General features: G+C 65.8%; 25 protein-coding genes. 10 read left to right on the forward strand and 15 right to left on the reverse strand.

What is annotated here, in order from left to right; translation table 11 throughout:
* Positions 1-78 precede the first annotated feature (78 nt).
* Positions 79-1,230 carry an L-threonine dehydrogenase gene (gene yiaY, locus DY467_RS05225; protein ID WP_164634402.1) on the forward strand — a complete coding sequence of 384 codons (1,152 nt, stop codon included), beginning with the start codon at positions 79-81 and terminating at the stop codon, positions 1,228-1,230.
* 127 nt (positions 1,231-1,357) lie between these two features.
* Here yiaY and DY467_RS05230 read toward each other — a convergent pair whose 3' ends face one another.
* Entirely contained in the window at positions 1,358-2,194 is an 837-nt protein-coding gene (locus DY467_RS05230; RefSeq protein ID WP_164634403.1) for a DUF1194 domain-containing protein, read from the reverse strand.
* 235 nt (positions 2,195-2,429) lie between these two features.
* Here DY467_RS05230 and clpS point away from each other — a divergent pair, with 235 nt between their 5' ends.
* Entirely contained in the window at positions 2,430-2,735 is a 306-nt protein-coding gene (gene clpS, locus DY467_RS05235; protein ID WP_047309913.1) for an ATP-dependent Clp protease adapter ClpS, read from the forward strand.
* Positions 2,736-3,135: 400 nt separating this feature from the next.
* Here the strand turns inward: clpS and DY467_RS05240 are convergent, their stop codons facing one another.
* The 6 genes from DY467_RS05240 to DY467_RS05265 form a co-directional block, all read right to left on the reverse strand.
* Positions 3,136-4,335: an adenylate/guanylate cyclase domain-containing protein gene (locus DY467_RS05240; RefSeq protein WP_164634404.1), complete on the reverse strand. Its 1,200-nt coding sequence runs from the start codon at positions 4,333-4,335 to the stop codon at positions 3,136-3,138.
* 107 nt (positions 4,336-4,442) lie between these two features.
* Positions 4,443-5,531, reverse strand: coding sequence for a chorismate synthase (gene aroC / locus DY467_RS05245; RefSeq protein ID WP_107343351.1), 1,089 nt, complete (start codon positions 5,529-5,531; stop codon positions 4,443-4,445).
* A gap of 105 nt (positions 5,532-5,636) precedes the next feature.
* Positions 5,637-6,230, reverse strand: a complete 594-nt coding sequence (locus tag DY467_RS05250) for a histidine phosphatase family protein (protein WP_164634406.1) — start codon at positions 6,228-6,230, stop codon at positions 5,637-5,639.
* A 152-nt stretch (positions 6,231-6,382) separates the two neighbouring features.
* The gene (fabI, locus tag DY467_RS05255) at positions 6,383-7,204 is read right to left on the reverse strand and encodes an enoyl-ACP reductase FabI (protein WP_107343349.1); all 822 of its coding nucleotides are present in this window, start codon (positions 7,202-7,204) and stop codon (positions 6,383-6,385) included.
* Between the two features lie 398 nt (positions 7,205-7,602).
* A complete protein-coding gene (locus DY467_RS05260; RefSeq protein WP_107343348.1) occupies positions 7,603-8,571 on the reverse strand; it encodes a DnaJ C-terminal domain-containing protein in 969 nt (322 codons plus the stop codon).
* Positions 8,572-8,690: 119 nt separating this feature from the next.
* Positions 8,691-9,101: an RT0821/Lpp0805 family surface protein gene (locus DY467_RS05265; RefSeq protein WP_107343347.1), complete on the reverse strand. Its 411-nt coding sequence runs from the start codon at positions 9,099-9,101 to the stop codon at positions 8,691-8,693.
* A 123-nt stretch (positions 9,102-9,224) separates the two neighbouring features.
* Here DY467_RS05265 and pdxH point away from each other — a divergent pair, with 123 nt between their 5' ends.
* On the forward strand, positions 9,225-9,863 hold the full coding sequence (gene pdxH, locus DY467_RS05270; RefSeq protein WP_107343346.1) for a pyridoxamine 5'-phosphate oxidase: 639 nt from the start codon (positions 9,225-9,227) through the stop codon (positions 9,861-9,863).
* The gene (locus DY467_RS05275) at positions 9,860-10,636 is read left to right on the forward strand and encodes an SDR family NAD(P)-dependent oxidoreductase (protein ID WP_107343345.1); all 777 of its coding nucleotides are present in this window, start codon (positions 9,860-9,862) and stop codon (positions 10,634-10,636) included. Before pdxH ends, DY467_RS05275 begins: the two co-directional genes overlap by 4 nt.
* 145 nt (positions 10,637-10,781) lie before the next feature.
* Here the strand turns inward: DY467_RS05275 and DY467_RS05280 are convergent, their stop codons facing one another.
* The 4 genes from DY467_RS05280 to petA all read right to left on the reverse strand — a co-directional run bounded on the left by DY467_RS05280 (position 10,782) and on the right by petA (position 14,562).
* Positions 10,782-11,006, reverse strand: a complete 225-nt coding sequence (locus DY467_RS05280) for a hypothetical protein (protein WP_107343344.1) — start codon at positions 11,004-11,006, stop codon at positions 10,782-10,784.
* 90 nt (positions 11,007-11,096) lie between these two features.
* Positions 11,097-11,771, reverse strand: coding sequence for a dienelactone hydrolase family protein (locus DY467_RS05285; protein ID WP_164634408.1), 675 nt, complete (start codon positions 11,769-11,771; stop codon positions 11,097-11,099).
* 156 nt (positions 11,772-11,927) lie between these two features.
* Positions 11,928-13,994 carry a cytochrome c1 gene (locus DY467_RS05290; RefSeq protein WP_164634410.1) on the reverse strand — a complete coding sequence of 689 codons (2,067 nt, stop codon included), beginning with the start codon at positions 13,992-13,994 and terminating at the stop codon, positions 11,928-11,930.
* A gap of 40 nt (positions 13,995-14,034) precedes the next feature.
* On the reverse strand, positions 14,035-14,562 hold the full coding sequence (petA, locus tag DY467_RS05295; RefSeq protein WP_012494887.1) for a ubiquinol-cytochrome c reductase iron-sulfur subunit: 528 nt from the start codon (positions 14,560-14,562) through the stop codon (positions 14,035-14,037).
* Between the two features lie 276 nt (positions 14,563-14,838).
* Here petA and DY467_RS05300 point away from each other — a divergent pair, with 276 nt between their 5' ends.
* From DY467_RS05300 to DY467_RS05310, 3 genes are all read left to right on the forward strand, one after another.
* Positions 14,839-15,294, forward strand: coding sequence for a tRNA (cytidine(34)-2'-O)-methyltransferase (locus tag DY467_RS05300; protein WP_107343341.1), 456 nt, complete (start codon positions 14,839-14,841; stop codon positions 15,292-15,294).
* A 12-nt stretch (positions 15,295-15,306) separates the two neighbouring features.
* Positions 15,307-15,939 carry a 7-carboxy-7-deazaguanine synthase gene (gene queE, locus DY467_RS05305; protein ID WP_107343340.1) on the forward strand — a complete coding sequence of 211 codons (633 nt, stop codon included), beginning with the start codon at positions 15,307-15,309 and terminating at the stop codon, positions 15,937-15,939.
* Positions 15,940-16,017: 78 nt separating this feature from the next.
* Complete coding sequence (locus DY467_RS05310) at positions 16,018-16,245, forward strand: YodC family protein (protein ID WP_107354539.1); 228 nt, start codon at positions 16,018-16,020, stop codon at positions 16,243-16,245.
* Positions 16,246-16,374: 129 nt separating this feature from the next.
* Here DY467_RS05310 and DY467_RS05315 read toward each other — a convergent pair whose 3' ends face one another.
* Genes DY467_RS05315 through DY467_RS05330 form a run of 4 tightly spaced genes read right to left on the reverse strand, consistent with a single transcriptional unit; the run spans position 16,375 to position 19,173 of the window.
* The gene (locus DY467_RS05315) at positions 16,375-17,631 is read right to left on the reverse strand and encodes a CCA tRNA nucleotidyltransferase (RefSeq protein ID WP_164634412.1); all 1,257 of its coding nucleotides are present in this window, start codon (positions 17,629-17,631) and stop codon (positions 16,375-16,377) included.
* Positions 17,628-17,891, reverse strand: coding sequence for a DUF6111 family protein (locus DY467_RS05320; RefSeq protein ID WP_107343337.1), 264 nt, complete (start codon positions 17,889-17,891; stop codon positions 17,628-17,630). Before DY467_RS05320 ends, DY467_RS05315 begins: the two co-directional genes overlap by 4 nt.
* Positions 17,888-18,553 (reverse strand): CoA pyrophosphatase, encoded by a 666-nt coding sequence (locus DY467_RS05325; protein ID WP_205502061.1) that lies wholly within the window; start codon positions 18,551-18,553, stop codon positions 17,888-17,890. Before DY467_RS05325 ends, DY467_RS05320 begins: the two co-directional genes overlap by 4 nt.
* An 8-nt stretch (positions 18,554-18,561) precedes the next feature.
* Positions 18,562-19,173, reverse strand: coding sequence for a DUF1285 domain-containing protein (locus tag DY467_RS05330; protein WP_164634415.1), 612 nt, complete (start codon positions 19,171-19,173; stop codon positions 18,562-18,564).
* Positions 19,174-19,406: 233 nt separating this feature from the next.
* Here DY467_RS05330 and DY467_RS05335 point away from each other — a divergent pair, with 233 nt between their 5' ends.
* The 3 genes from DY467_RS05335 to DY467_RS05345 are packed head-to-tail and all read left to right on the forward strand — an operon-like array spanning position 19,407 to position 24,165.
* Entirely contained in the window at positions 19,407-20,411 is a 1,005-nt protein-coding gene (locus tag DY467_RS05335) for an AAA family ATPase (protein WP_012494880.1), read from the forward strand.
* Complete coding sequence (locus DY467_RS05340; RefSeq protein ID WP_164634417.1) at positions 20,411-21,343, forward strand: DUF58 domain-containing protein; 933 nt, start codon at positions 20,411-20,413, stop codon at positions 21,341-21,343. Before DY467_RS05335 ends, DY467_RS05340 begins: the two co-directional genes overlap by 1 nt.
* On the forward strand, positions 21,340-24,165 hold the full coding sequence (locus DY467_RS05345) for a DUF4159 domain-containing protein (RefSeq protein WP_164634419.1): 2,826 nt from the start codon (positions 21,340-21,342) through the stop codon (positions 24,163-24,165). The genes DY467_RS05340 and DY467_RS05345 overlap by 4 nt, the downstream gene beginning before the upstream one ends.
* Positions 24,166-24,186 lie beyond the last annotated feature (21 nt).

Genomic DNA, 24,186 nt, shown 5'->3' on the forward strand with positions numbered 1-24,186 from the left:
GCCCGGCCCCAAGGCAACAGCCGGCCGGACAGCTCATCGACCACCGATCAACAACAAACTCAATGGAAGGAAGCACCAATGACGGCGACTACATTCTTCATCCCCTCCCTCAACCTGTTCGGCGCCGGCTGCGTGTCGAGCGCGGCCGACCAGGCCAAGGCCCGCGGCTTCAAGCGGGCGCTGATCGTCACCGACAGCGGGCTGCACAAGCTCGGCGTGGCCGATCAGATCGCCTCGATGCTGATCGAGCGCAACGTCACCAGCGTCGTGTTCCCCGGCGCCAAGCCGAACCCGACGATCAGGAACGTCGAGGACGGGCTGGCGCTGCTGAAGCAGGAGAACTGCGACTGCGTGATCTCGCTCGGCGGCGGTTCGGCGCACGACTGCGCGAAGGGCATCGCGCTCACCGCCACCAATGGCGGCAGTATCAAGGACTATGAAGGCGTCGACCGGTCGGCACACGCCCAGCTTCCGCTGATTGCCGTCAATACCACGGCCGGCACGGCGAGCGAGATGACGCGGTTCTGCATCATCACCGACGAGGAGCGGCAGGTGAAGATGGCGATCGTCGACCGCCACACCACGCCGCTGCTGTCGGTCAACGATCCGGTGCTGATGCTCGGCAAGCCGCCGGCCCTGACCGCTGCGACCGGCATGGACGCGCTGACGCACGCGATCGAAGCCTATGTGTCGATCGCCGCGACGCCGATCACCGACTCCTGCGCTCTGAAGGCGGTGTCGATCATCTCCAACAGCCTGCGCACCGTCGTCGCCGAGGGCCAAAACCTCGCCGCCCGCGAGGCGATGTCGTATGCGGGCTTCCTCGCCGGGATGGCGTTCAACAACGCCTCGCTCGGCTATGTGCACGCGATGGCGCACCAGCTCGGCGGCTTCTACGACCTGCCGCACGGCGTCTGCAACGCGGTGCTGCTGCCGCACGTGCAAGCCTATAACGCGCAGGTCGCGGCGGGCCGCCTGAAGGACGTGGCGCATGCGCTCGGCGTCGACACCACCGGCATGACCGACGCCCAGGGCGCCGATGCTGCCATTCACGCCATCCAACGGTTGTCGGCCGACGTCGGGATCCCGTCCGGCCTCGGCGGGCTCGGCATGAAGGAGGCGGACGTGCCGGTGCTCGCCGCCAACGCGCTGAAGGATGCGTGCGGCTTCACCAATCCGAAGCAGGCGACGCAGACCGAGATCGAAACCATCTTCCGCGCGGCGGCCTGACCGCCTTTGCGCCGCGGTCGGACACAATCGTGTCCGACCAGACATCGGAGCGGGATGGCTTCTCACCTAATCGCAAGTCATCCAGCCTCATCCAAATCGCGTGGACGCACAACATGCGTCCACGCCCTCACCGCCCCCACCGGTCCTGCCAGACCTTCTCGCCGATCAGGCACGACACCCGCGCCGGCCGGTGTTCATCGGCGATCGGAACGATGCGGGCCGGCGGCGTGTGACCGGCGACCTCCATCACCAGCTTGGTATGGATCGCCTCTTTGAACTTGGCGCGATCCTTGATGCCGACCACGAAGGCGCCGGGACCGCCGATCACGCAATCCTCGTAGTAGTAATCCAGATTTTCGATATCCATCATCGAATAGGACGGCTCTTTCACCATGATCGGGAGGCCGTTGATGACGACGCCCTTGGCGACCGCGGCATCGCGCGCGATCGTCACCGGCTCGCCGTTATTGTTCGGGCCATCGCCGGAAATATCGATCACCCGGCGCAGCCCGTGATACGGGTTCTGTTCGAACAGCGGCAGCGCGAAGTTGATCGCGCCGGAGATCGAGGTTCGCGAGGCACGGCGCAGCGGCGCTTTCAGGATCTCGGCCGCGACCGCATCGGCCGATTCCGGCCCGTCGATAATGTGCCAGGGCAGAATGATTTTCTGATCTGAGGACGCGGCCCACTCGAAATACGTCACCGCGATGCGCCCGGTCGGACCGCTCTTCAGGGTCTTGAGGAATTCGCCGGAGATCAGCGCCTGCGCGTAGCCTTCGCGCTGCACCGCGAGTTCGTCGACGTCCATCGAGTAGGAGACATCGACGGCCAGCACCAGTTCGACGTCGACCTGTTTGGCGTCGTCACCCGCTGCTGATTGCGGCGCTTGGTTGGGCGCGGCAACCGCGGCGACACCGGCCGCCATCGCAGCGACGAGCATTCCGATCGAGACCCACCAGCGCATTGCAGCCCTCCGGTCGACCAACCGCGATGGTGACATGCAAAACAGATGACGGAAAGCGGCCCAGCCGGTTCCATTCCGATCACTTTCCAGTCACTGATGATGATCGATGGTGAGCGTGCGATGCGAAGGACGGCGCTACGCGGCTCAACGGCAGGCTGGTTTTCGTCGGGCGGGCGACGCTGTAGGATGGGACCCGCATTGCAGGCATTTCAGCATTTCACGCGGGTCGGCACTGATGAGCAACATCGACCTGAAGCCGAAGACCAAGGCCAAAATCAAGGTCGAGCGGCCGAAGCTGCACAAGGTGATCCTGGTCAACGACGACTACACGCCGCGCGAATTCGTGGTGTCGGTGCTGAAGGCCGAATTCCGGATGACCGAGGACCAGGCCTATAAGGTGATGCTCACCGCGCATCAGCGCGGCGTCTGCGTCGTCGGCGTGTTCACCAAGGACGTCGCCGAAACCAAAGCCACCCGCGCCACCGACGCCGGCCGCGCCAAGGGCTATCCGCTGCTGTTTACGACAGAGCCGGAGGAGTAGTTCCGGCGGCGTAGTACCAAAATCGGCGCGCCTGTTACCGGAAAAGAGCGTCATCGCCGGGCTCGACCCGGCGATCCATCTCTCGCAAGAGGCCGTTCTAGAGCGCGCTTCATCGATTGATTGAAGCGGATTTGGCCTTTGCCAAGCGTCCGAAGTCCTCATCCTGAGGAGCCCGGCAAAGCCGGGCGTCTCGAAGGATGAGGAGCCACATCGCCTGCGGCGCATGGTTCGAGACGGCGCTTCGCGCCTCCTCACCATGAGGCTCTAAAAGCTGCGACCGCTAGGAAGTTCGGTCCTGATTCTGTCAAAAGCAGAGATGCTCTAGACGCGCGCTGGCGCGCGCGATGGATCCGCGGGTCAAGCCCGCGGATGACGCTCGGCAACTTGATGGTTCAGTGTCTCACAGCCCTTCCGCTGCGAGCGGCGTCTCGTCGGTCAGGCCGTGGACGCGCTCGGCGTGGGAGAAGCCGGCCATCGGGAATTCGCCGAGGTCGCTCCAGCCTTCCGAGCACAGCCCGACGAAATCGCTGGAGGCGACCACGGTGCGGCCGAGCCGGGCTGCGAGCCGCTCCAGCCTTGCGGCGAGATTCACCGCCGGGCCGATGCAGGTGAAGTCGAGCCGGTTGCCGCCACCGATATTGCCGTACAGCACCTGCCCCACATGCAGCGCGACGCCGAAGCGGAAGCTCTCGATGACGTGGGCGCCCTCGACGAAATTCAGATCCGCGATGCTGGCACGGCATTCATTGGCCGCGGCCAGCATCCGGCCGCAGACCTCCGCGGCGTCGCTGCCGTCATCGGCGATCGGAAACACCGCGAGCAGGCCGTCGCCCATGAACTTCAGCACCTCGCCGCCGTGGCCCGCGATCGCCGCGACCTGGCAGTCGAAATATGCATTCAGCACCTTGACCATGATCTCCGGCGGCAGGCCGTCGGACAGCGCCGAGAAGCCGCGCAGGTCGGACAGCCAGATCGCGGCGCGCAGATGATCGGCGTGGCCGCGGCGGATCTGCCCGGCCAGAATGCGGGCGCCGGCGCGATTGCCCACGTAAGTGTCGAGCAGATTGGTGGCGATATCGCGCAGGCTGATCACCTCGACCAGCCGCGACAACGGCGGCATCATCGCTCGCAACGCGCTGAGCTGGGAGTCGGTGAAGCCGCCCGGCTGCTTGGTGGCAAAGCTCGCCGCGTGATAGGTGCCGTCGAGAAACCGCAGCGGCAGCGCGGTGTAATCGGTAACGGCTTCGGCGCGCAGATCTTCCAGAAAAGGGAAGTTCTTGCTCTCCGGGTCGTCGAGCCGGAAGCGGACCTCGACGCCGTAATCGTACAGGATCTTCAGCGGGCTGCGCTGATACTCCTCCGACCGCTCGACGTCCTGGGTGGTCGAGCCGACCTCAACCTCGCCGTCGGCGCGCCAGATGAAGCGATGGCCGTAGATGTCGGGGTGCAGGGTTTCGACGAAGACGCCGACCCGGTGCAGCGGGATGCCGGCCGCGACGAGCTGCTCGCAGGTCAGCTTCATCTTCATGGCCGGGTCCGGCTCGGACCGTGCGCCGTCGCTCAGCCAGTCGAGAATGCCGCGGATCTGCTCAGAATGCATGGCTGCATCTTAGCCGCCCCGCGTGGCGTTTTGTAGCAGGACTGGACTCATGGCAGTCATCCAGCGGTCCTGCGCGGATGCTGAAGCGAGACAGGCGGCCCGGCTGGTCAGCCGCCGACCTGCCCCCGATGCCGCAGCAGATGGTCGGCCAGCACGCAGGCGACCATCGCCTCGCCGACCGGCACGGCGCGGATGCCGACGCAGGGGTCGTGACGGCCCTTGGTCAGGATCTCGGTGTCGTGGCCGGTGCGGTCGACGGTCTTGCGCGGGGTCAGGATCGACGAGGTCGGCTTGACGGCAAACCGCGCCACCACCGGCTGGCCGGTCGAAATGCCGCCCAGGATGCCGCCGGCGTGGTTCGACAGGAACGCCGGACCATGATTGCCGGTGCGCATCTCGTCGGCGTTCTGCTCGCCGGTCAGCTCGGCGCTGGCAAAACCGTCGCCAATCTCGACGCCCTTCACCGCATTGATGCTCATCAGCGCCGCGGCGAGGTCGCCGTCGAGTTTGGCATAAATCGGCGCCCCGAGCCCGGCCGGCACGCCCTCGGCGACGATCTCAACCACCGCGCCGATCGACGAGCCGGATTTGCGGATGCCGTCGAGATAGTCGGCGTAGAACGCCGCCTTGTCCTTGTCCGGGCAGAAGAACGGGTTGTTGCCGATCTCGTCCCAGTCCCATTTGTCGCGATCGATCTTGTGCGGACCGATCTGCACCAGCGCGCCACGCACGGTCATGCCGGCGATCACCTTGCGGGCGATCGCGCCGGCCGCGACCCGGCTCGCGGTCTCGCGCGCCGACGACCGGCCGCCGCCGCGATAGTCGCGGATGCCGTACTTCGCCTCATAGGTGAAATCGGCGTGGCCGGGGCGGTACTTGTTCTGGATGTCCGAATAATCCTTGGAGCGCTGATCGGTATTCTCGATCAACAGCGCGATCGGCGTGCCGGTCGTCACCTGTACCCCGGTTTCGGGATGCACCATCACGCCGGACAGGATCTTCACCTGATCGGCTTCCTGGCGCTGGGTGGTGAAGCGCGACTGGCCGGGCCGGCGGCGGTCGAGATCGCCCTGGATGTCGGCTTCGGTCAGCGGGATCAGCGGCGGGCAGCCATCGACCACGCAGCCGATCGCCACCCCATGGCTTTCGCCAAAGGTGGTGACGCGAAACATATGGCCGAAGGTATTGAACGACATGGCGCGGACCGCCCCTTTTGGATTGCGCCGGTGTGGTAACGCGCCGGCCGGACAGGGTCAAACCGGCCTTAGACCCCTCTCCCCCTTGTGGGAGAGGGGAAGAGCTCAGCTGACGATCTCGAAGCCGCCGTCGCGGAAGACGTAGACGGCACCCTGCTGGATCGGGCCTTCCAGCGCCTCGCGCGGGGTCTTCAGGCCGAGCGCGACGAACAGGGTGCGGCCGGTGCCGACGTGGCCGACCGCGACGGTGTCCCGCGTCAACGACGCAACCCAGTCGGTGATGAACGGCAGCCGCTGGGCGTAGCTCTCGCCGCGCAGCGGCGCGACGTTCCAGCGATCGGCATGGCGCGCGGCATACAGCGCCGGATCGGACTGCTCCATGTCCTTCAGGGTGAAGCCTTCCCAGGCGCCGTAGGTGATCTCACGCAGCCGATCGTCGACCGTGTAGTCCTGCGCCGGCAGACCCAGCGCACCGCGCACCAGCTCCATGGTGACTCGGGCGCGGCCGAGCGGGCTGGCGCGATAGTCGAGCTCCGCCGGCTGCTGGCCGCTCCGTGCGAGCAGACCGCCGAGCACGCCGCCGGCCGAAACCGCCTGCCCCCGCCCCTTGTCGTTCAGCGGAATGTCGCGCGTGCCCTGATATCGCCCGGTCGCGTTCCAGTCGGTCTCGCCGTGGCGGATGAAGTAGATGGTGGGCATGAATGCCGATCAGCCTCAGCGTCATTGCGAGGAGCGAAGCGACGAAGCAATCCAGCAGCCACATGATCTGGGCCCTGGATTGCTTCGCTTCGCTCGCAATGACGGGACAAATGCAATGCGCGAAACCCGCGCATGACGATTCTGGTTGTGTCTCAGTCCTTGCCGCCGAGCGAGATGTCCGGCGCGTCGGGGTTCTTCATACCGACAACATGGTAGCCGGAATCGACGTGGTGGACTTCGCCGGTGACGCCGCGCGACAGGTCGGACAGGAAGTACAGCGCGCTGTCGCCGACCTCCTCGATCGTCACCGTCCGGCGCAGCGGCGCGTTGTATTCGTTCCACTTCAGGATGTAGCGGAAGTCGCCGATGCCGGACGCGGCCAGGGTCTTGATCGGGCCGGCCGAGATCGCGTTGACGCGAATGTTCTTCTCGCCGAGGTCGGCGGCGAGATAGCGCACGCTGGCCTCCAGCGCCGCCTTGGCGACACCCATCACGTTGTAATGCGGCATCCACTTCTCGGCGCCGTAATAGGTCAGAGTGATGATCGAGCCGCCGTCGGTCATCAGCTTCTCGGCGCGCTGCGCGATCGCGGTCAGCGAGTAGCACGAGATCAGCATCGACTTCGAGAAGTTCTCCGGCGAGGTGTCGACATAACGGCCGTCGAGCTCGTCCTTGTCGGCGAACGCGATGGCGTGGACCACGAAGTCGATCTTGCCCCACTTCTCCTTCACCACGTCGAACACCGCGTCGATGGTGGCGCCGTCGGTGACGTCGCAGTGCCCGAGCACGAGGCCGCCGAGCTCGGCGGCAAGCGGCTCGACCCGCTTCTTCAGCGCGTCACCCTGATAGGTCAGCGCGATCTCGGCGCCCTGGGCGCGGCAGGCTTTCGCGATGCCGTAAGCAATCGAACGGTTGTTGGCGACGCCGAGAATAACGCCGCGTTTGCCTTGCATCAGGCCGGAAGCTGTCGACATGGACTATCCTATCGTCTTGCAATCGGCCTTCGACCTACACCAGCGGCCCGGCCGGGTACAGCCCCATGTCCCCGTGCAAATTCAACCATTTGGGCAAGCCTGGGCTGCTCCGCGCGGCATCGATCGGCGCCGCGCAGAACGGCTCTCGGCAATTAGTTGGAAAATCGTGCGCTATTCGAAATCGCGCAGCATTTTCAATGCGTGCTAACCGCGCGATCCCATTTTCGACATCGATTATCGACAATCGGAACACCGACGCGCCGCAGAATCGCACCGGCCACTCAGCATCGTGTGAGTCGCGTCCGATCCGCCGGTCGACGCAAGCGGCCTCGGGCGGGGTTGCGCGCTGATCCCCCGCACCGAGGCCGCACCTGCGTCAGGGTCGGCCGATCGCGACCTTAGCCGAGATCGGTGCGCGGATTGTAAGGGTGGTCGTCCCGCCACTTCTGCATCAGCTTCTCCAGCTCGGCATCGTGGCCGTCCGGCAGGATGATGCGGGTGGTGACGAACAGATCGCCGGTCGCGCCGCCTTTCGGCAGCCCCTTGCCCTTGAGCCGGAAGATCCGACCGCTGGACGTATTTTTCGGGATCGACAGTTCGATCGCACCCGTCAGCGTCGGCACCCGGACCTTGGCGCCAAGCACCGCTTCATACAGCGTCAGCGGCAGCTCGAGCTTCAGATCGTTACCGTCGACCTTGAAGTAAGGATGCGGGGCGATGTTCACGGTGATCAGCAGGTCGCCGGCACGGTGACCGGGCGCGCTTTCGCCCTGCCCCTTCAGCCGGATCTGCTGACCGGCGCCGACGCCGGCCGGAATCTTGACGTTGAGCTCTTTGCCGGTCGGCAGCCGCACCCGCTTTTCGGTGCCGCGCGTCGCTTCTTCGAGCGTCACCGTCATCGACACCGACTGATCGAGGTCGGGTGCGAAGCCGGTATCGAAGTCGAAGCCCTGGGTGCGACCACGCGCGCCCGCGCCGCGCGCCCCAGCCGCGCCGCCGAACATCGAATTCAGGATGTCCTCGAAGCCGGCCGCGCCGCCGAACCCGCCACCGGGGGCTCCGCCGCCACTGCGGAAGGAATATTGCTCGAACCCACCGGCGCCGCCCGCACGGCCACCGCCGCCAGGGAAACCCTGGAAGCGCGGCTTGCCTTCGGCATCGATCTCGCCGCGGTCGTATTGCTTGCGCTTGGTCTCGTCGCCGAGGATTTCGTTGGCGGAATTGATTTCAGCGAAACGCGCGGCGGCTTTGGGATCGTTCTTGTTGCTGTCGGGGTGATGCTTCTTCGCCAGCTTGCGATAGGCGCTTTTGATCGCCGCAGCGCTGGCGTCCCGCTGCACCCCCAGGACCTCATAGGGGTCGCGCATCCGTCTCGTCTCCTTCAGGAATTTCAACTGTGGGCGAACGCCCGTCGCCAGTCATCTGGGGGTTTCATGTCTTTTTTGCAACCGGAATCGGCCCGGTAGCGAGCGCAATTCGATCGGAATCAGCTCTTGCGCCACGGCCGCAGCGAGCGGATTTCCCAATGCCCCTGCGAGGTTCGGCACGCTGCGCCCTGCATCCAGCTCTCGGTCCGCTCTTTCACATAGGAGGCGAGAAAGTCGCGGCAGGTGCGGCCTTCGTTGCTGTAGGCCGCGGCCAGCGGCGTCACCGAGCCGCGTGCGCCGGTGGTCGGATTTTCCCACGGCTGGCTGGAATCCTTGTCGCCCTTGGTCAGCACATCGGATGCCGCAATCCGCGCCAGCGCCATATCGGCGTCGGTCGGGCCCTCCTCGCGGGCGGGCAGCACAGCGCCGATCGAGCCGGTGAAGTCGCTGCTGTCCATCTGGGCGAAGGCGCCGTCGCGGCTATTCATGCCGCAGCCACCGAGCGAAGCTCCGATTAGAATCGCTATCATCGCTGACGCGCCTTGCGCGATGGCCGATAGGCCAATGCGTTGCCGTGCCCTATATAGGTTGGACCTATACAGGACCGGCAGCGCGTTCCGGACCGCGGTGAAGCACAAGTCGGATTCCCTCGCATGAGCGACCCCTCGATCAGACCACAGAGTGAGTTAACGCCCGGTGATTTCACCGCGGCAGAGAATCCGTTTGCGCTGTTCGCTGAATGGCTTGCGGAAGCCAACAAATCCGAGCCCAACGATCCGAACGCGATGGCGCTGGCGACGGTCGATCCCGACGGCCTGCCCGACGTGCGCATGGTTCTAATGAAGGGCTATGACGAGCACGGCTTCGTGTTCTACAGCCACATCGCCAGTCAGAAGGGCCGCGAGCTGGCCGCCAATCCGAAAGCCGCGCTGCTGTTTCACTGGAAATCGCTGCGCCGGCAGATTCGGATTCGCGGCACCGTGACCCCGGTGACCGACACCGAGGCCGATGCCTATTTCGCCACCCGGCCGAAGCAGGCGCAGATCGGCGCCTGGGCGAGCAAGCAGTCGCAGCCGCTGGAAAGCCGGTTCGCGTTCGAGCAGGCGATCGCCAAGGTGGCGGCGCGCCATCTGGTCGGCGACGTTCCGCGGCCGCCCGGCTGGAGCGGCTGGCGGATCACGCCGTCCCGAATCGAGTTCTGGCACGACCGCCCGTTCCGCCTGCACGACCGCATCGAATTCCGCCGGGACACCCCGGATCACCCCTGGACCAAGACAAGGCTGTATCCATGAGCCCCGACTCCCAAAAGCCGCGCCCGCCCGAGAGCAACGCGCCGCGCCGGACCATGCTCCTGACCGGCGCCAGTCGCGGCATCGGCCATGCCACGGTGATCCGTTTCTCCAGCGCGGGCTGGCGAGTGATCACTTGCTCCCGGCATCCGTTTCCGGAGCAGTGCCCGTGGGGCGCCGGCCCCGAAGACCACATTCAGGTCGACCTCGGCGATCGCGCCGACACCCTGCGGGCGATCGACGAGATCCGCGAGCGGCTCGATGGCGGCGCCCTGCATGCGCTGGTCAACAATGCCGCGATCTCGCCGAAGGCTCCCGGCGGTGCCCGGCTCGGCTCGATCGACACCGAACTCGACACCTGGGAGCACGTGTTCCGGGTGAATTTCTTCGCGCCGATCATGATGGCGCGCGGGTTGATCGAGGAACTGAAGGCGGTGAAGGGCTCGGTGGTGAACGTCACCTCGATCGCCGGATCGCGCGTGCATCCGTTCGCTGGCGCCGCTTACGCGACCTCGAAGGCGGCGCTCGCAGCGCTGACCCGGGAGATGGCGGCGGATTTCGGTCCGGTCGGCGTGCGGGTGAACTCGATCGCCCCCGGCGAGATCGACACCTCGATCCTGTCGCCCGGCACCGAGAAGATCGTCGAAGAGCAGATTCCGATGCGCCGGCTCGGCACCCCGGATGAGGTCGCCAAGATCATCTATGTGCTGTGCACCGAGACCTCGTCCTACGTGAACGGCGCCGAGATCCACATCAACGGCGGCCAGCACGTCTGACCCTTAGACGGCGGCACCCCCCGCTCTCTTACTCCCGAAAGACCAACGCCCCGCTTCCGATGATCGGAAACGGGGCGCTGCAGACGATCGCATCGAATGGGTGCGTGCGGCGTGGCGCTTGGCGGCCACGCCGGTCGTCGTCAAATCAGTCGGCGCGGAACACGCGCGTCGGTCGTCGGCGGGCCGGCGATTGCAGGGCAATGCCGGCACTTGAGCAATCATCCTCCAACTCGTCATCGAGCAGCGCCGCGCCGCAATGCCTGCACCGACGGCCTTCGGCCCCGGCGCCGCGCAGGCCGATCGGCTTGGCGCGGTAGCTGTCGAGGTCGACGACGTTTCGGAGATCCGGGTTTACGACTTTTTCAACCATGCTGTCCTCGTGGCGTAGGCCGACGTTATCGCAGCAAACTGATCTGCCAAGTCTTCAGCCGAAAGCTCAAATTTTACCGGGCTGCAGCCGTCAGGAGAGATGCTTTCCAAAGAACTGCATCGCTCGCGACCAGGCGAGTTCCGCCGCTTCGCGGTCGTGCACCGCCGCACGCTGCTCGTTGACGAAGGCGTGGTCGGCTTCATAACGGAACAACTCGGCCTGCTTGCCGGCGGCCTTCAACCCAGCCTCGAACGCGTCCACCACCTGCGGGGTGCACCAATCGTCGCGATTGGCGAAATGGCCTTGCATCGGCACCCGCACCTCGGACGGCTTGGCCGCCTGCTCCGGCGGAATGCCGTAGAACACGACGGCAGCGCTCAGTTCCGGGATCTTGCAGGCGCCGATCACCGTCACGGCGCCGCCGAGGCAAAAGCCGGTCAGGCCGACCTTGGCGCCGTTGCGCGACAGGTAGTTCACAGCGCCGCGCACCGTCTGGGTGGTGGCGTCCATGAAGTCGAGCGAACTCATCTCTTTATTGGCCGCATCCGTGTCGTGATACGGAACCACCGTGCCGTTGTAGAGGTCCGGTGCCAGCGCATCGAAGCCGGCCAGCGCGAGGCGGTCGGTCAGTCCCTTGATTTGCTCGGACAGCCCCCACCATTCCTGGATCACCACCACGCCCGGCGCTTTGCCACTGGCGGCGTTGGCGAGATAGCCGCTCGCTTCCTTGCCATCCGGACGTTTGAAAGTGATCAGCGTGCCCATGGATCCTCCGCGCGGGTTACATGCAATTGCTTTTGATTATTTTGTCCGGAGCAGTCGTCGGATGCAATCGCTACTCATCGGCAAACGCCGGAATGCAGACAACAAAAAAGCCCCCGAAGGGGCTTTCCTGTCTCGTTGTGTTGGCTCGTTCGCCGCTTAGTGGACGTTCGACCACACCTTGCGCTTCACGAAGTACAGCAGGCTGGAAAGGATGACCAAGAAGATCATCACCTGCAGACCGAGGCGCTTGCGGGCCTCCATGTGCGGCTCGGAAGCCCACACCAGGAACGTCGAGACGTCCTTGGCGTACTGCTCGAGCGTTTCCGGCGTGCCGTCGTCGTAGCTCACCATGCCGGCCTGGATCGGCGGCGGCATCTTGATCGAATGGCCCGGATACCACTTGTTGTAGAACGAGCCATCCGGGAGACTGAAGCCTTCCGGCGGGGTGTCTTCGTAGCCCTGCAGCAGCGCGGCGATGTAGTTCGGGCCTTGCTCCTGGAACTGTGTGAAGAAGTCGAAGATGAACTGCGGGAAGCCACGCGGATAGGTGCGCGCCTTGGCCAGCAGCGACATGTCCGGCGGAGCCGCACCACCGTTGGCCGCACGGGCAGCCTGCTCGTTCGGGAACGGCGAGTGGAAGGTGTCGGCGAGCCGGCCGGGACGCTCGAACATCTCACCCTGATCGTTCGGACCGTCCTTGATCTGCGCAGCGGCCGCGATCTCCTTGGCCTGCTCCACGGTGAAGCCCGGACCACCCGGCTCGGCGAGGTTGCGATACTGCAACAGCTTCAGCGAGTGGCAGTTGGAGCAGACTTCCTTGTAGATCTTGAAGCCACGCTGCAGCTGGGCGCGATCGTAGGTGCCGAACGGACCTGCGAAGCTCCACTGCAGCGACGGCGGGTTCTCGCCACCTTCGTTGGCCTTGGCCGGCTGCACGCCGCCGACCATCAGGCCGCCTGCGAACAGCACCGCCACCAGGCCGGCAACGGCCTTGGCGACCTTGCCCTTGTTGAGCACGTCTTCGGCGATCGAGTTCGGCAGCGGCAGAGTCTTTTCCATACGACCCAGCACCGGGAGCACGATCAGGAAGTAGGCGAAGTAGAAGAAGGTGAACACCTGACCGAGCGTGGTGTAGATGCCTTCCGCCGGCTTCGAGCCGAGCCAGCCCAGCACCAGGCAGGTCACCACGAAGGCCCAGAAGAAGCGCTTGGCCATCGGGCGATAGCGCGACGAGCGCACCTTGCAGCTGTCGAGCCAGGGCAGGAACAGCAGCACGATGATCGCGCCGAACATCGCGATGACGCCCATCAGCTTGTTCGGGATCGAACGCAGGATCGCGTAGAACGGCAGGTAGTACCATTCCGGCACGATGTGCGGCGGGGTCACGCCCGGGTTGGCCGGAACGTAATTCTCCGCGTCACCGAGGTAGTTCGGCATGTAGAAGATGAACCAGGAGTAGAATACCAGGAAGCACGACATGCCGAACACGTCCTTGAGGGTCGCGTAAGGCGTGAACGGAACGGTGTCCTTCTCGGTCTTCGGCTCGACGCCGGCCGGGTTGTTCTGGCCGGTGACGTGCAGCGCCCAGACGTGCAGCACGACCACGCCGGCGATCACGAACGGCAGCAGGTAGTGCAGCGAGAAGAAGCGATTCAGGGTCGGGTTGCCGACCGAATAGCCGCCCCACAGCAGCGTCACGATGCTGTCGCCGACGACCGGGAACGCCGAGAACAGGTTGGTGATCACGGTGGCGCCCCAGAAGCTCATCTGGCCCCACGGCAGCACGTAACCCATGAAGCCGGTCGCCATCATCAGCAGGTAGATGATGACGCCGAGGATCCACAACACTTCGCGCGGCGCCTTGTACGAACCGTAGTACAGGCCGCGGAGCATGTGGATGTAGACGGCGATGAAGAACATCGACGCGCCGGCGGCGTGCATGTTGCGCAGCAGCCAGCCGTAGTTCACGTCGCGGACGATCCGCTCGACCGAGTCGAAGGCGAGATCGACGTGCGGGGTGTAGTGCATCGCCAGCACGATGCCGGTGACGATCTGCACCGCCAGCATCATCGACAGGATGGCGCCGAACGTCCACCAGTAGTTGAGGTTACGCGGCGTCGGATAGGCGATGAAAGAGGAATGAACGAGGCCCGCGATCGGCAGGCGCTGCTCCAGCCACTTCATCAAGGGGCTTTGTGGCTGATAGGTCGAGGGTCCGCTCATGATGCGATCCTAGTAAGCATTGGTACGGCGCACGGGAACGTCAGCCGATCTGGACTTTGGTGTCGGAGACGAATTGGTAGGGAGGAATCGGCAGGTTGAGCGGCGCCGGCCCCTGGCGGATACGACCGGAGCTGTCGTACTGCGAACCATGGCACGGGCAGAAGAACCCGTCGTATTTGCCCTCGTGCGCGATCGGAATGCAGCCCAGGTGGGTGCAGATGCCGACCACCACCAGCCAGTTCTCGTGGCCTTCCTTGGTCCGCGCCTGATCGGTCTGCGGATCCTTGAGGTCGGACAGCGGCGTGTTGCGCGCTTCTTCGACCTGCTTCTTGGTGCGGTTCATGATGTAGATCGGCTGACCGCGCCAGAACACCTTGATGTCCTGACCTTCAGCGATCGGGGTCAGATCGACTTCGATCGGCGCGCCGGCAGCGATGGTCGACGCGTCGGGGTTCATCTGCGAGATGAACGGCCACACCGCGGCCGCCGCACCGACGGCGGCAACCGCGCCGGTTGCGATATAGAGAAAATCACGGCGTGTCGGTTCCGCCGAAGCCTCTGTCGTCACGATCCAAAGCCCTTTCATCTCTGCGACCGGCACAGCGCTCTCGGCAAAGCTTGCGAGACGATCGCCCGGGGAGGTCGCGAGATCGGCGGCCTTCAACATGCCCCGGGCCGCTTGTCATGGCCGGTCGGGTAGAACAGACAGTCCAGAATCGTTCTATTGGCACCCTTGCCGGTAGAGCGCAAGCCCGCGAACGGCTAATTGGCGCGCCTCGATCGATTCCAAGATGTGCCATGACACACGGCACGTTATCGTTCAGTTGATAGGGAGCATTACGGGATGCGGATCGCGCTGTTTCAACCCGACATCCCACAGAACACCGGCACTATTCTTCGGTTTTGCGCCTGTTTGAACGTGGAAGCGCACATCATCGAGCCAGCCGGCTTTCCGACCTCCGATCGGCATTTCCGCCGCTCCGGGATGGACTACCTGGATCAGGTGAGCATAGTCCGGCACGATTCCTGGCTAAAATTCGAGCAATGGCGGAAAAACGCGGGTTGCCGGCTGATTTTACTTACGACCAAAGGTGAAAGGCCTTATTTCGAACAGCGTTACCAAGCGACTGACGTACTGATGCTCGGCCGGGAAAGTGCCGGGGTGCCGGACGAGGTCGCTGCCGCCGCCGATGCCAGGGTGGTAATTCCTATGCAGCCCGGCCTGCGCTCGCTGAACGTCGCGATGGCCGCGGCGATGGTGACCGGCGAGGCGCTGCGGCAAGTCCAATTCGCACAGTGAGGACCGACGCGGGTGAGCTACGCGGTTAAGGAGATATTTCTAACCCTGCAGGGCGAAGGCGCCCATGCGGGCCGTGCAGCAGTGTTCTGCCGTTTCGCCGGATGTAATCTGTGGACGGGCCGCGAGCAGGACCGCGATCAGGCGACCTGCAAATTCTGCGATACGGACTTCATCGGCACCGACGGCACACTCGGCGGCCGCTACGCCAGCGCCGAGCTGCTCGCCGACACCATCAGCGATCAGTGGGTCGGCGAGATGCGCGATCGCTACGTGGTGATCACCGGCGGCGAGCCGCTGCTGCAGCTCGACGGCGAACTGATCGCCGCACTGCACGCGCGCGGCTTTGCGATCGGGGTCGAGACCAACGGCACGATCGAGCCGCCGGCCGGCATCGACTGGCTGTGCGTCAGTCCGAAAGCCGGTGCCGAGCTGCGCATCCGCCGCGGCGATGAGTTGAAGCTGGTGTACCCGCAGCCGGACGCGATGCCGGAAGACTTTGCGGCGCTCGAGTTCGAGCGGTTTTCGCTGCAACCGATGGACGGCCCGGACCGCGACGACAACACCACGCGGGCGATCGCTTACTGCCTGAAGCATCCGCAATGGCGGCTCAGCCTGCAGACTCACAAGATCACCGGCATCAGGTAGCTCGCGCTGGCGTGATCCGGCTGTCATGACGAATCGCTAGGCTCCTATGCGAGGTCAACAACCGAGCAGGAGCCGACCATGGACTTGAAACCGGGCGATATCGTCATGCTGAAATCCGGCGGCCAGGCGATGACGGTGGCGGAAGCCAGCGACGACAGCGCCACCTGCCTGTGGATGGGCGAAGACGGCGATCTGTTCCGCGAGACCCTGCCGCTTGCCGTGCTCGATTCCATCGCGGTCGAAGTCGACGATGATGAGGACGAAGACGACGATCTCGACGACGACGAGCAGACCAAGGTCGCCTGAACGAGCAGGCTGTCTTCGCCATCACTGACGCGGCCGCGGATCACCAAGCGGCCGCGTATTTTCAGCACCAGCTCAACGCTTAGCGTTGCGTCGCTCCGGCGCATTCCTACCCGCTAATCGCCGTATCAGTTACAGCAGATGATCGCGCGCGAATCTTGCTGCGGTCTGATCCGCGATGGTGCGGAGCGCGGCCGGGTCGAGCGGGAAATCGGCCGCCAGCCAGGCATCTTCTGCCAGCGTCAGCACGTGGCCGAGCGCAGGCCCCGCGGCGAAGCCGCGCGCCAGAAAATCAGCAGCCTTCAGCGGGAACGTCGGCGCCTGCCAGCGCTGCGGCAGCGCGATCAGTTGGCACCACGGCGCCGGATCGACCCCGAGGCCGGCGCGGGCCCAGGCCAGCATCATGCGATCGTGAAACCGCGCTTCACCAAGCCGGTACAGCCGGCGCCGCGCGGTCGCTTCGTCCATCCCGGCAAGACGCCACCAGCGATGCCCCATCGAGTCGAGCCGCTTGGCTTCGACGTTGGAGAGCCGCAGCCGCGATGCGAGCCGCTTGGCATCCTCAGTGACGGCGACCGCCAGCGCACCGAGCCGCCGCACCGCATCGGGTTCAAGACCAAGGTCGCGTTCGGCGGCGATCATCGCCGCGAAGGCGCCGAGATATGCGACACCGCCGAGAACCGCGAGCAGCAGCCCGCCATCGGCCATCGCCACCACCGAGGCCTCCGCGCCATCGGCGATCATCAGCTTCAGCATCTCCATCCGCAGCCGTTCGGCCGACAGCGTCGCAAGCCCGCTGCGGCCGCGGATGCAGGCGAGATACGCCTCGCGGTCCGGCGCCCCGGCACCATAGGCGGCATGGATGCGGAAGAACCGCAGGATGCGTAAGTAATCCTCGGCGATGCGCTGGTCCGGATCGCCGATGAAGCGCACCCGCCGCGTCGCGATGTCAGCGAGCCCGCCGACATAGTCGTGCACGGTGCCGTCGGCCGACATCGAGAGTGCATTGATGGTGAAGTCGCGGCGCTGCGCGTCGCGGTCCCAGTCGCGGCCGAACGCGACCTTGGCCTTGCGGCCGAAGGTCTCGACGTCTTCGCGCAGCGTGGTGATTTCGAAGCCGTGCCCGTCGAGCACCAGCGTTACGGTGCCATGCTCGATCCCGGTCGGAACCGCCTTGATACCGCTCGCCTTGGCACGGCGGACCACTTCGTCCGGGACCGCGGTGGTGGCGATGTCGACATCGCCGATCGGCTCGCCCAGCAATGCGTTGCGGACGGCGCCGCCGACCACCCGCGCCTCTTCGCCGTCGCCGTTCAGCAGCGCGAGTACCCGCGCCGCCGGTCCCGTGTGCAGCCACGGCGCATCGCTGCGCACCGGCACGTCGGTCATTTCTCCACCCCAGGCACCAGCCTGCCGTTCTCCATATGCGCCGGAACGTAAGTCGATCCCGGCGGTGCGCCCGAATAGTGCACAAGCAGCAGCAAGCTCAAGATCACCAGCACCAGGGCCGTTGCCACCAGCCATCCGACCACGCGAAGCGGCCAGGATGAATGATGCAGCATTGCCGACCGGGTGGCGATCAGGAAGACCGCGTAGAGCACGAAAGGTATGAGGAAAATTCCGACCTCAGTGAGCACCACGCGGATCATGGCAGGCAGACCCGTTCATACAGCGCGCGCAGGATGCCGGCCGTCGCGCCCCAGATGTAGCGCTCGGCGAACGGCATCGCGTAGTAGGACCGCTGCGCGCCGCGGAATTCCTTGCTGTGCAATTGATGATTGCCGGGGTCCATCAGGAACGCGAGCGGCACTTCGAAGGCGTCGTCGACTTCGGATTTGTTGATGGTGAGTTCGAATCCCGGCCGCACCCGCGCCACCGTCGGCAAAATCCGGAAACCGAAACTGGTGCCATAGACATCGAGATAGCCGATCGGCTCGACATAGGAGCGGTCGAGCCCGATCTCTTCCTCGGCCTCGCGCAAGGCGGCATCGAGCGGCGAATTGTCCGTGGCGTCGATCTTGCCGCCGGGAAACGCGATCTGGCCGGCATGATCGTTGAGATGCGCGGCCCGCATCGTCAGCAGCACGGTCGGCTCGGCGTGTTCGACCACCGGAATCAGCACCGCGGCGGGACGGATCGGCCGTTCCTGCGCGATGGTGCGCAGCATCTGATCGTTGCCCTGATCGCCGGTGGCGGGAATCACCCCGGCCTCGGTGAGCGCCGCAGGCACGTCGAACCGCAGCCGACGCTGGGCTCGATCGAAGAATTCCGCCGAACTGATGCTACCGCTGGCAGACTGCGTTCCCGTCATCGGTCCGGTCAATGCGCTTCCCTCATCAGCTCGGCATCGGCCATGGCGAAGAACGCGCCGCCGGACGCAATGCCGAACATCGGGTGACCATCGACCACTCGCTCCTCGCCGATGTCAACCAGATCGTAATACACCGCCCGCGTCACCTTGGCCCACAGATCGGCGCGCACGTGAAGGTACGGTGTCACTCCGCCATCGTCGGCGACCTCGAACCTTAGGCGGTGGTCGGCGTCACACGTCACCCAATCGTCGACATTGGTGCGAAAGCGCAGCAGCGCTCCGCGCTCGTCCGCGTCCTTGACCATTTCGACGGCCAGAAACGGCGCATCGTCGACCTTGATGCCGACCTTCTCGACCGGCGTCACCAGGAAGTGTTTGTCGCCCTCGCGCTTCAGAATGGTCGAGAACAGCCGCACCAAGGCGGGACGGCCGATCGGCGTGCCGAGATAGAACCAGGTTCCGTCCGAAGCGATGCGCATGTCGAGATCGCCGCAGAACGGCGGGTTCCAAAGATGCACGGGCGGCAAGCCCTTGCCCTTGGCGGCGCTCGCCGCGGCCTCGCGCGCAGCCTCGGTGAGGCCGTCGAGATTGTGCGGTGAACTCTGCCCTTGCTTCGCCATTGTTTACCCTGACCCTCGATTTCCAACCCGGCACCCGAGCTGCCCTGTTTCGCCACGCGCGGCTTGTTTTAACTCTCCACAACGTGATCCGCGCCAATCCCGCGATGCTCATAATGTGGGGAAAGATTTGGTGAATGAAACCAGGGCCTTCGCTGTCTCGCGGCGAACAGCCTAACATGCTCCCGGTGAAAACAACCGGCCCGGCGGCGGCCGGTGTGGACAGGAGAGACGATATGGCCGGCGCAGACAGTGTCGAGAAGCTCGAAGACGTCATCGTCCGCTCGGCCGAGCAGGTCGCCGGCGAAGTGCGAGCCGCCAAGGAAGCGATCTCGACCGTGATCTTCGGCCAGGACCGCGTGGTCGAAAATACGCTGGTGACGATTCTGTCCGGCGGCCACGCCCTGCTGATCGGCGTCCCTGGCCTCGCCAAGACCAAGCTGGTGGAAACCCTGGGTGTGACGCTCGGGCTCGATGCCAAGCGCGTGCAGTTCACCCCCGACCTGATGCCGTCCGACATTCTCGGCGCCGAGGTGCTCGACGAGACCGCGGCGGGCAAGCGCTCATTCCGCTTCATCGCCGGACCTGTGTTTGCGCAGCTGTTGATGGCCGACGAAATCAACCGCGCCAGCCCGCGTACCCAGTCGGCGCTGCTGCAGGCGATGCAGGAGCAGCACATCACCGTTGCGGGCGCGCGGCATGATCTGCCGAAGCCGTTTCATGTGCTCGCCACGCAAAACCCGCTAGAGCAGGAAGGCACCTACCCGCTGCCGGAAGCCCAGCTCGACCGCTTCTTGATGGAGATCGACGTCGACTATCCGGATCGCGACGCCGAACGCCGCATCCTGTTCGACACCACCGGCGCCGAGCAGGCGGCGCCGCGCGCAACGATGAGCGGCGAAACGCTGCTCGCGGCACAGCGCTTGGTGCGGCGGCTCCCGGTCGGCGACTCGGTCGTTGAAGCGATTCTGTCGCTGGTGCGCTCGGCACGTCCCGGCCCCGACGCCGGCGACCTCGGCAAGCTGATTGCCTGGGGCCCCGGCCCGCGCGCCAGCCAATCGCTGATGATGGCGGTGCGCGCCCGCGCGCTGCTCGACGGCCGGCTGGCACCTTCGATCGACGACGTGCTCGACCTCGCCGAACCGATCCTGAAGCATCGTATGGCGCTGACGTTCTCGGCCCGCGCCGAAGGCCGCACCATTCCGGACGTGATCCAGAAGCTCAAGAGCCGGATCGGCTGATGGCGCAGGCCGACGAGCATCGCACCCAGGAGACGCTGGCGGTTCGCCGCGCGGACGGAGAAAGCCGTTCGCTCGCCGCGTCGTTGCCGCGCCTGATGCTCGAGGCCCGCAAGATCGCCAACAACGTCACGCACGGTTTGCACGGCCGCCGCCGCGCCGGCGCCGGCGAAAATTTCTGGCAGTATCGCCGCTTCGTCTCCGGTGAGCCGGCGCAAAACGTCGATTGGCGACGCTCGGCGCGCGACGATCATCTCTATGTCCGCGAGCTGGAGTGGGAAGCTGCGCACACAGTGTGGCTGTGGCCGGATCGCTCGCTGTCGATGGCCTTCGCTTCCAAAACCGCGCGCGACAGCAAGCTCGAGCGCGGCCTGATCGTGGCGTTCGCGCTGGCAGACCTGCTCGTCGCCGGCGGCGAACGGGTCGGCATTCCCGGCCTGATGAACCCGACCTCGAGTAACAACGTCATCGACAAGATGGCGCAGGCGATCCTGCACGACACCTCAACGCGCAGCAGCCTGCCGCCGTCATTCGTGCCGTCGTCGCGGGCCGAGATCGTGGTGCTGTCCGACTTCTGGTCGCCGGTCGGTGAGATCCGGCAAATGCTCGCCGGCCTGTCGGCTTCCGGCGCGCACGGCACGCTGGTGCAGATCGTCGATCCGGCCGAAGAGAGCTTTCCTTATGCGGGGCGGGTCGAATTCGTCGAGCCCGAAGGTGGCGGTGCGATTACCGCCGGCCGCGCGGAGAAATGGGCCAGCGACTATGTCGCTCTGGTCGCCGCGCACCGTGACGCGATCCGTGCCGAGACCTCCAAGCTCGATTGGCTGTTCTCGACCCACACCACCTCGCGCTCGGCCGCCGAGCTGCTGTTATTCCTGCACGCCGGCATGACCACCGCCAAGGACGCCGGCGGCAAAGCAGGACGTGGCGCATGATCGGCGCCCTCCCCCTTTCGTTCGCACAGCCGCTGCTGCTGATCGGTCTGCTGGCGTTGCCGGCGCTGTGGTGGCTGCTGCGGGTGATGCCGCCGCGGCCGCGCCGCGTGGATTTCCCGCCGACCCGGCTGCTGTTCGACATCGCCCCGAAAGAAGAGACCCCGTCGCGGACGCCGTGGTGGCTGACCGCGCTGCGCATGCTCGCGGCCGCGCTGGTGATCATCGCGCTTGCCGGCCCAATCTGGAATCCGCAGACCGCTGCCGGCGGCAGTCAGGCGCCGCTGCTGATCCTGCTCGACGACGGCTGGAGCGCAGCGTCGAGCTGGGAGGCGCGGATCAAGGCCGCCGACGAACTGATCGCCGAAGCCGACAGCGCCCGCCGCGCGGTGGCGCTGGCGCCGCTGTCGGAGACGGCGCGCGATCCGGCTCTGATGCCGGCCGGCACGGCACGAGTGTCGCTGCGCCAGCTCGCGCCCAAGCCCTATGCGGTCGAGCGGGTCGAGGCGCTGCCCTGCATCGAGCGTTTCCTGAAAACCGCCGTTGATGCCGAACTGGTGTGGCTGACGGACGGTGTCGACACCGGTCGCGGCAATGATTTCGTCACCGGGCTGAACAAGCTGGTCCAGAACCGCAGCGTCACCATCGTCGAAGGCGGTGCCCCACCGGCACACGCACTGGCTGCCGCCGAAAACGCTGCGGCGAAGATGACCGTGAAGGTGCTGCGCGCCCAAAGCGGCGGCGTCGACGCCGGCGTCGTCCGCGCGCTCGATGCCAAGAGCGCGCCGATCGGCGAAGCCCGCTTCAGCCTTGCGCCCGGCGCCACCGAAACCGAAGCGGCATTCGATCTGCCGGTCGAACTGCGCAACGACATCGCCCGCCTTGAAATCGCCGGCGAGCGCTCCGCGGGCGCCGTGCAGCTGCTCGACAAGCGCTGGCGCCGCCGCGCGGTCGGGATCGTGTCAGGCGCGAGCGCCGACACGGCACAGCCGCTGCTCGCGGCGACGTTTTATCTCACCCGTGCGCTGTCGCCGTTCGCCGATCTGCGCCAGGGCGAACGCGCCGCCCCGCAACAGGTGATCGCGCAATTCCTCGACCAGAAGCTGCCGATGATCGTGCTCGCCGATGTCGGCGCGCTGTCCCCTGAAATCCGCCAACGGCTCGATGCCTGGATCGAACAGGGCGGCGTGCTGGTACGGTTTGCCGGCCCTCGTCTCGCCCGTCAGGACGAGGACGATCTGGTGCCGGTGAAGCTCCGCAAAGGCGGCCGCAGCCTCGGCGGCAGCCTGACGTGGGAGAAGCCGCAGCAGCTCGCTGCGTTCTCCGGTGACGGCCCGTTCGCGGGGCTCGCGGTGCCGAGCGACGTCACGGTCAACCGCCAGGTGCTGGCCGAGCCGGACGCGACGCTGCCCGGCAAGAGCTGGGCGTCGCTCGCCGACGGCACGCCGCTGGTCACCGGCGAGCATCGCGGCAAGGGGCTGGTGACACTGTTCCACGTCAGCGCCGACATGCGCTGGTCGAACCTGCCGATGTCCGGCACCTTCGTCGAGATGCTGCGCCGGCTGGTCGACATGTCCGGTTACACCTCGACGCCAGGCGCCGGCGTTGCGGCCGATCCGAATGCCGCCGAGACGGTGTCGCCGCTGCGCACGCTCGACGGCTTCGGCGCGTTCGGCCCGCCGCCGGCCTCCGCCAAGCCGATCCCGGCTGATTACCGCGAGCGTGGCAGCGCCGAACATCCGCCCGGCTTCTATGGTCCCGCCGATGGACCGATCGCCGTCAACGCGCTGGCCGCAGCTGATCGGATTGCGCCGCTGGATACTTCGGCGATCAACGCCCGCCGCGCCGCCTACAGCAACGCCGAACCGCGCGATCTGCGCGGCATGCTGCTGGCCTCGTCGCTCGGCCTGTTCCTGCTCGATGCGTTGATCGTCGCCGTGCTCGGCGGCGGCCTCGCTGCGCTGCTGATGCGCCGCCGCCGCGCCGCGACTGCCGCGCTGGCGCTGATTATCGCACTGCCGCTGGCGTCGATGCCGCTGCCGCTGCGCGCGCAAGCCGCCAAGGACGACTTTGCCATCAAGGCGACCGCACAGACTCACCTCGCTTATGTGATCACCGGCAACGCAGACGTCGACGCCATCGTCAAAGCCGGGATGAGCGGACTGACGCTGTTCCTGGCGCAGCGAACCGCGCTCGAAGCCGGCGAGCCGGTCGGCGTCGATCCGGCGCGCGATGAGCTGTCGTTCTTCCCGCTGATCTACTGGCCGATCGTCGCCGGCGGGCCGAAGCCGCCGCAGGACGCTCTCAACAAGATCGACGCCTACATGAAGCAGGGCGGCACGGTGATCTTCGACACCCGCGACGCGATCGAAGCGCCGCCGGATCCGAACGGCGCATCGCAGACGCCGGGCATGATCACGCTGCGCGACGTGCTGTCGTCGCTCGACGTGCCGGAGCTGGAGCCGGTGCCGCGCGAGCACGTGCTGACCAAGACGTTCTATCTCTTGCGTGACTTCCCCGGCCGCTTCACCGCCGGCCAGACCTGGGTCGAGGCGCTGCCGCGCGAGACCGACGATGACGACACCACCCGCCCGGCGCGCGGCGGCGACGGCGTGTCGCCGATCATCATCACCTCCAACGATCTCGCCGGCGCCTGGGCGATGCGGCCCGACGGCCAGCCGATGCTGCCGCTGACACCGGGCGAACCGCGCCAGCGCGAATTCGCCTTCCGCGCCGGCGTCAACATCGTGATGTACACCCTGACCGGCAACTACAAAGCCGACCAGGTCCACGCGCCGGCGCTGATCGAGCGGCTGGGGCAGTAGTTAGCTCATCCTTCGAGACGC

This window comes from Rhodopseudomonas sp. BR0G17 (assembly GCF_010907025.1).
GTDB lineage: Bacteria > Pseudomonadota > Alphaproteobacteria > Rhizobiales > Xanthobacteraceae > Rhodopseudomonas > Rhodopseudomonas palustris_H.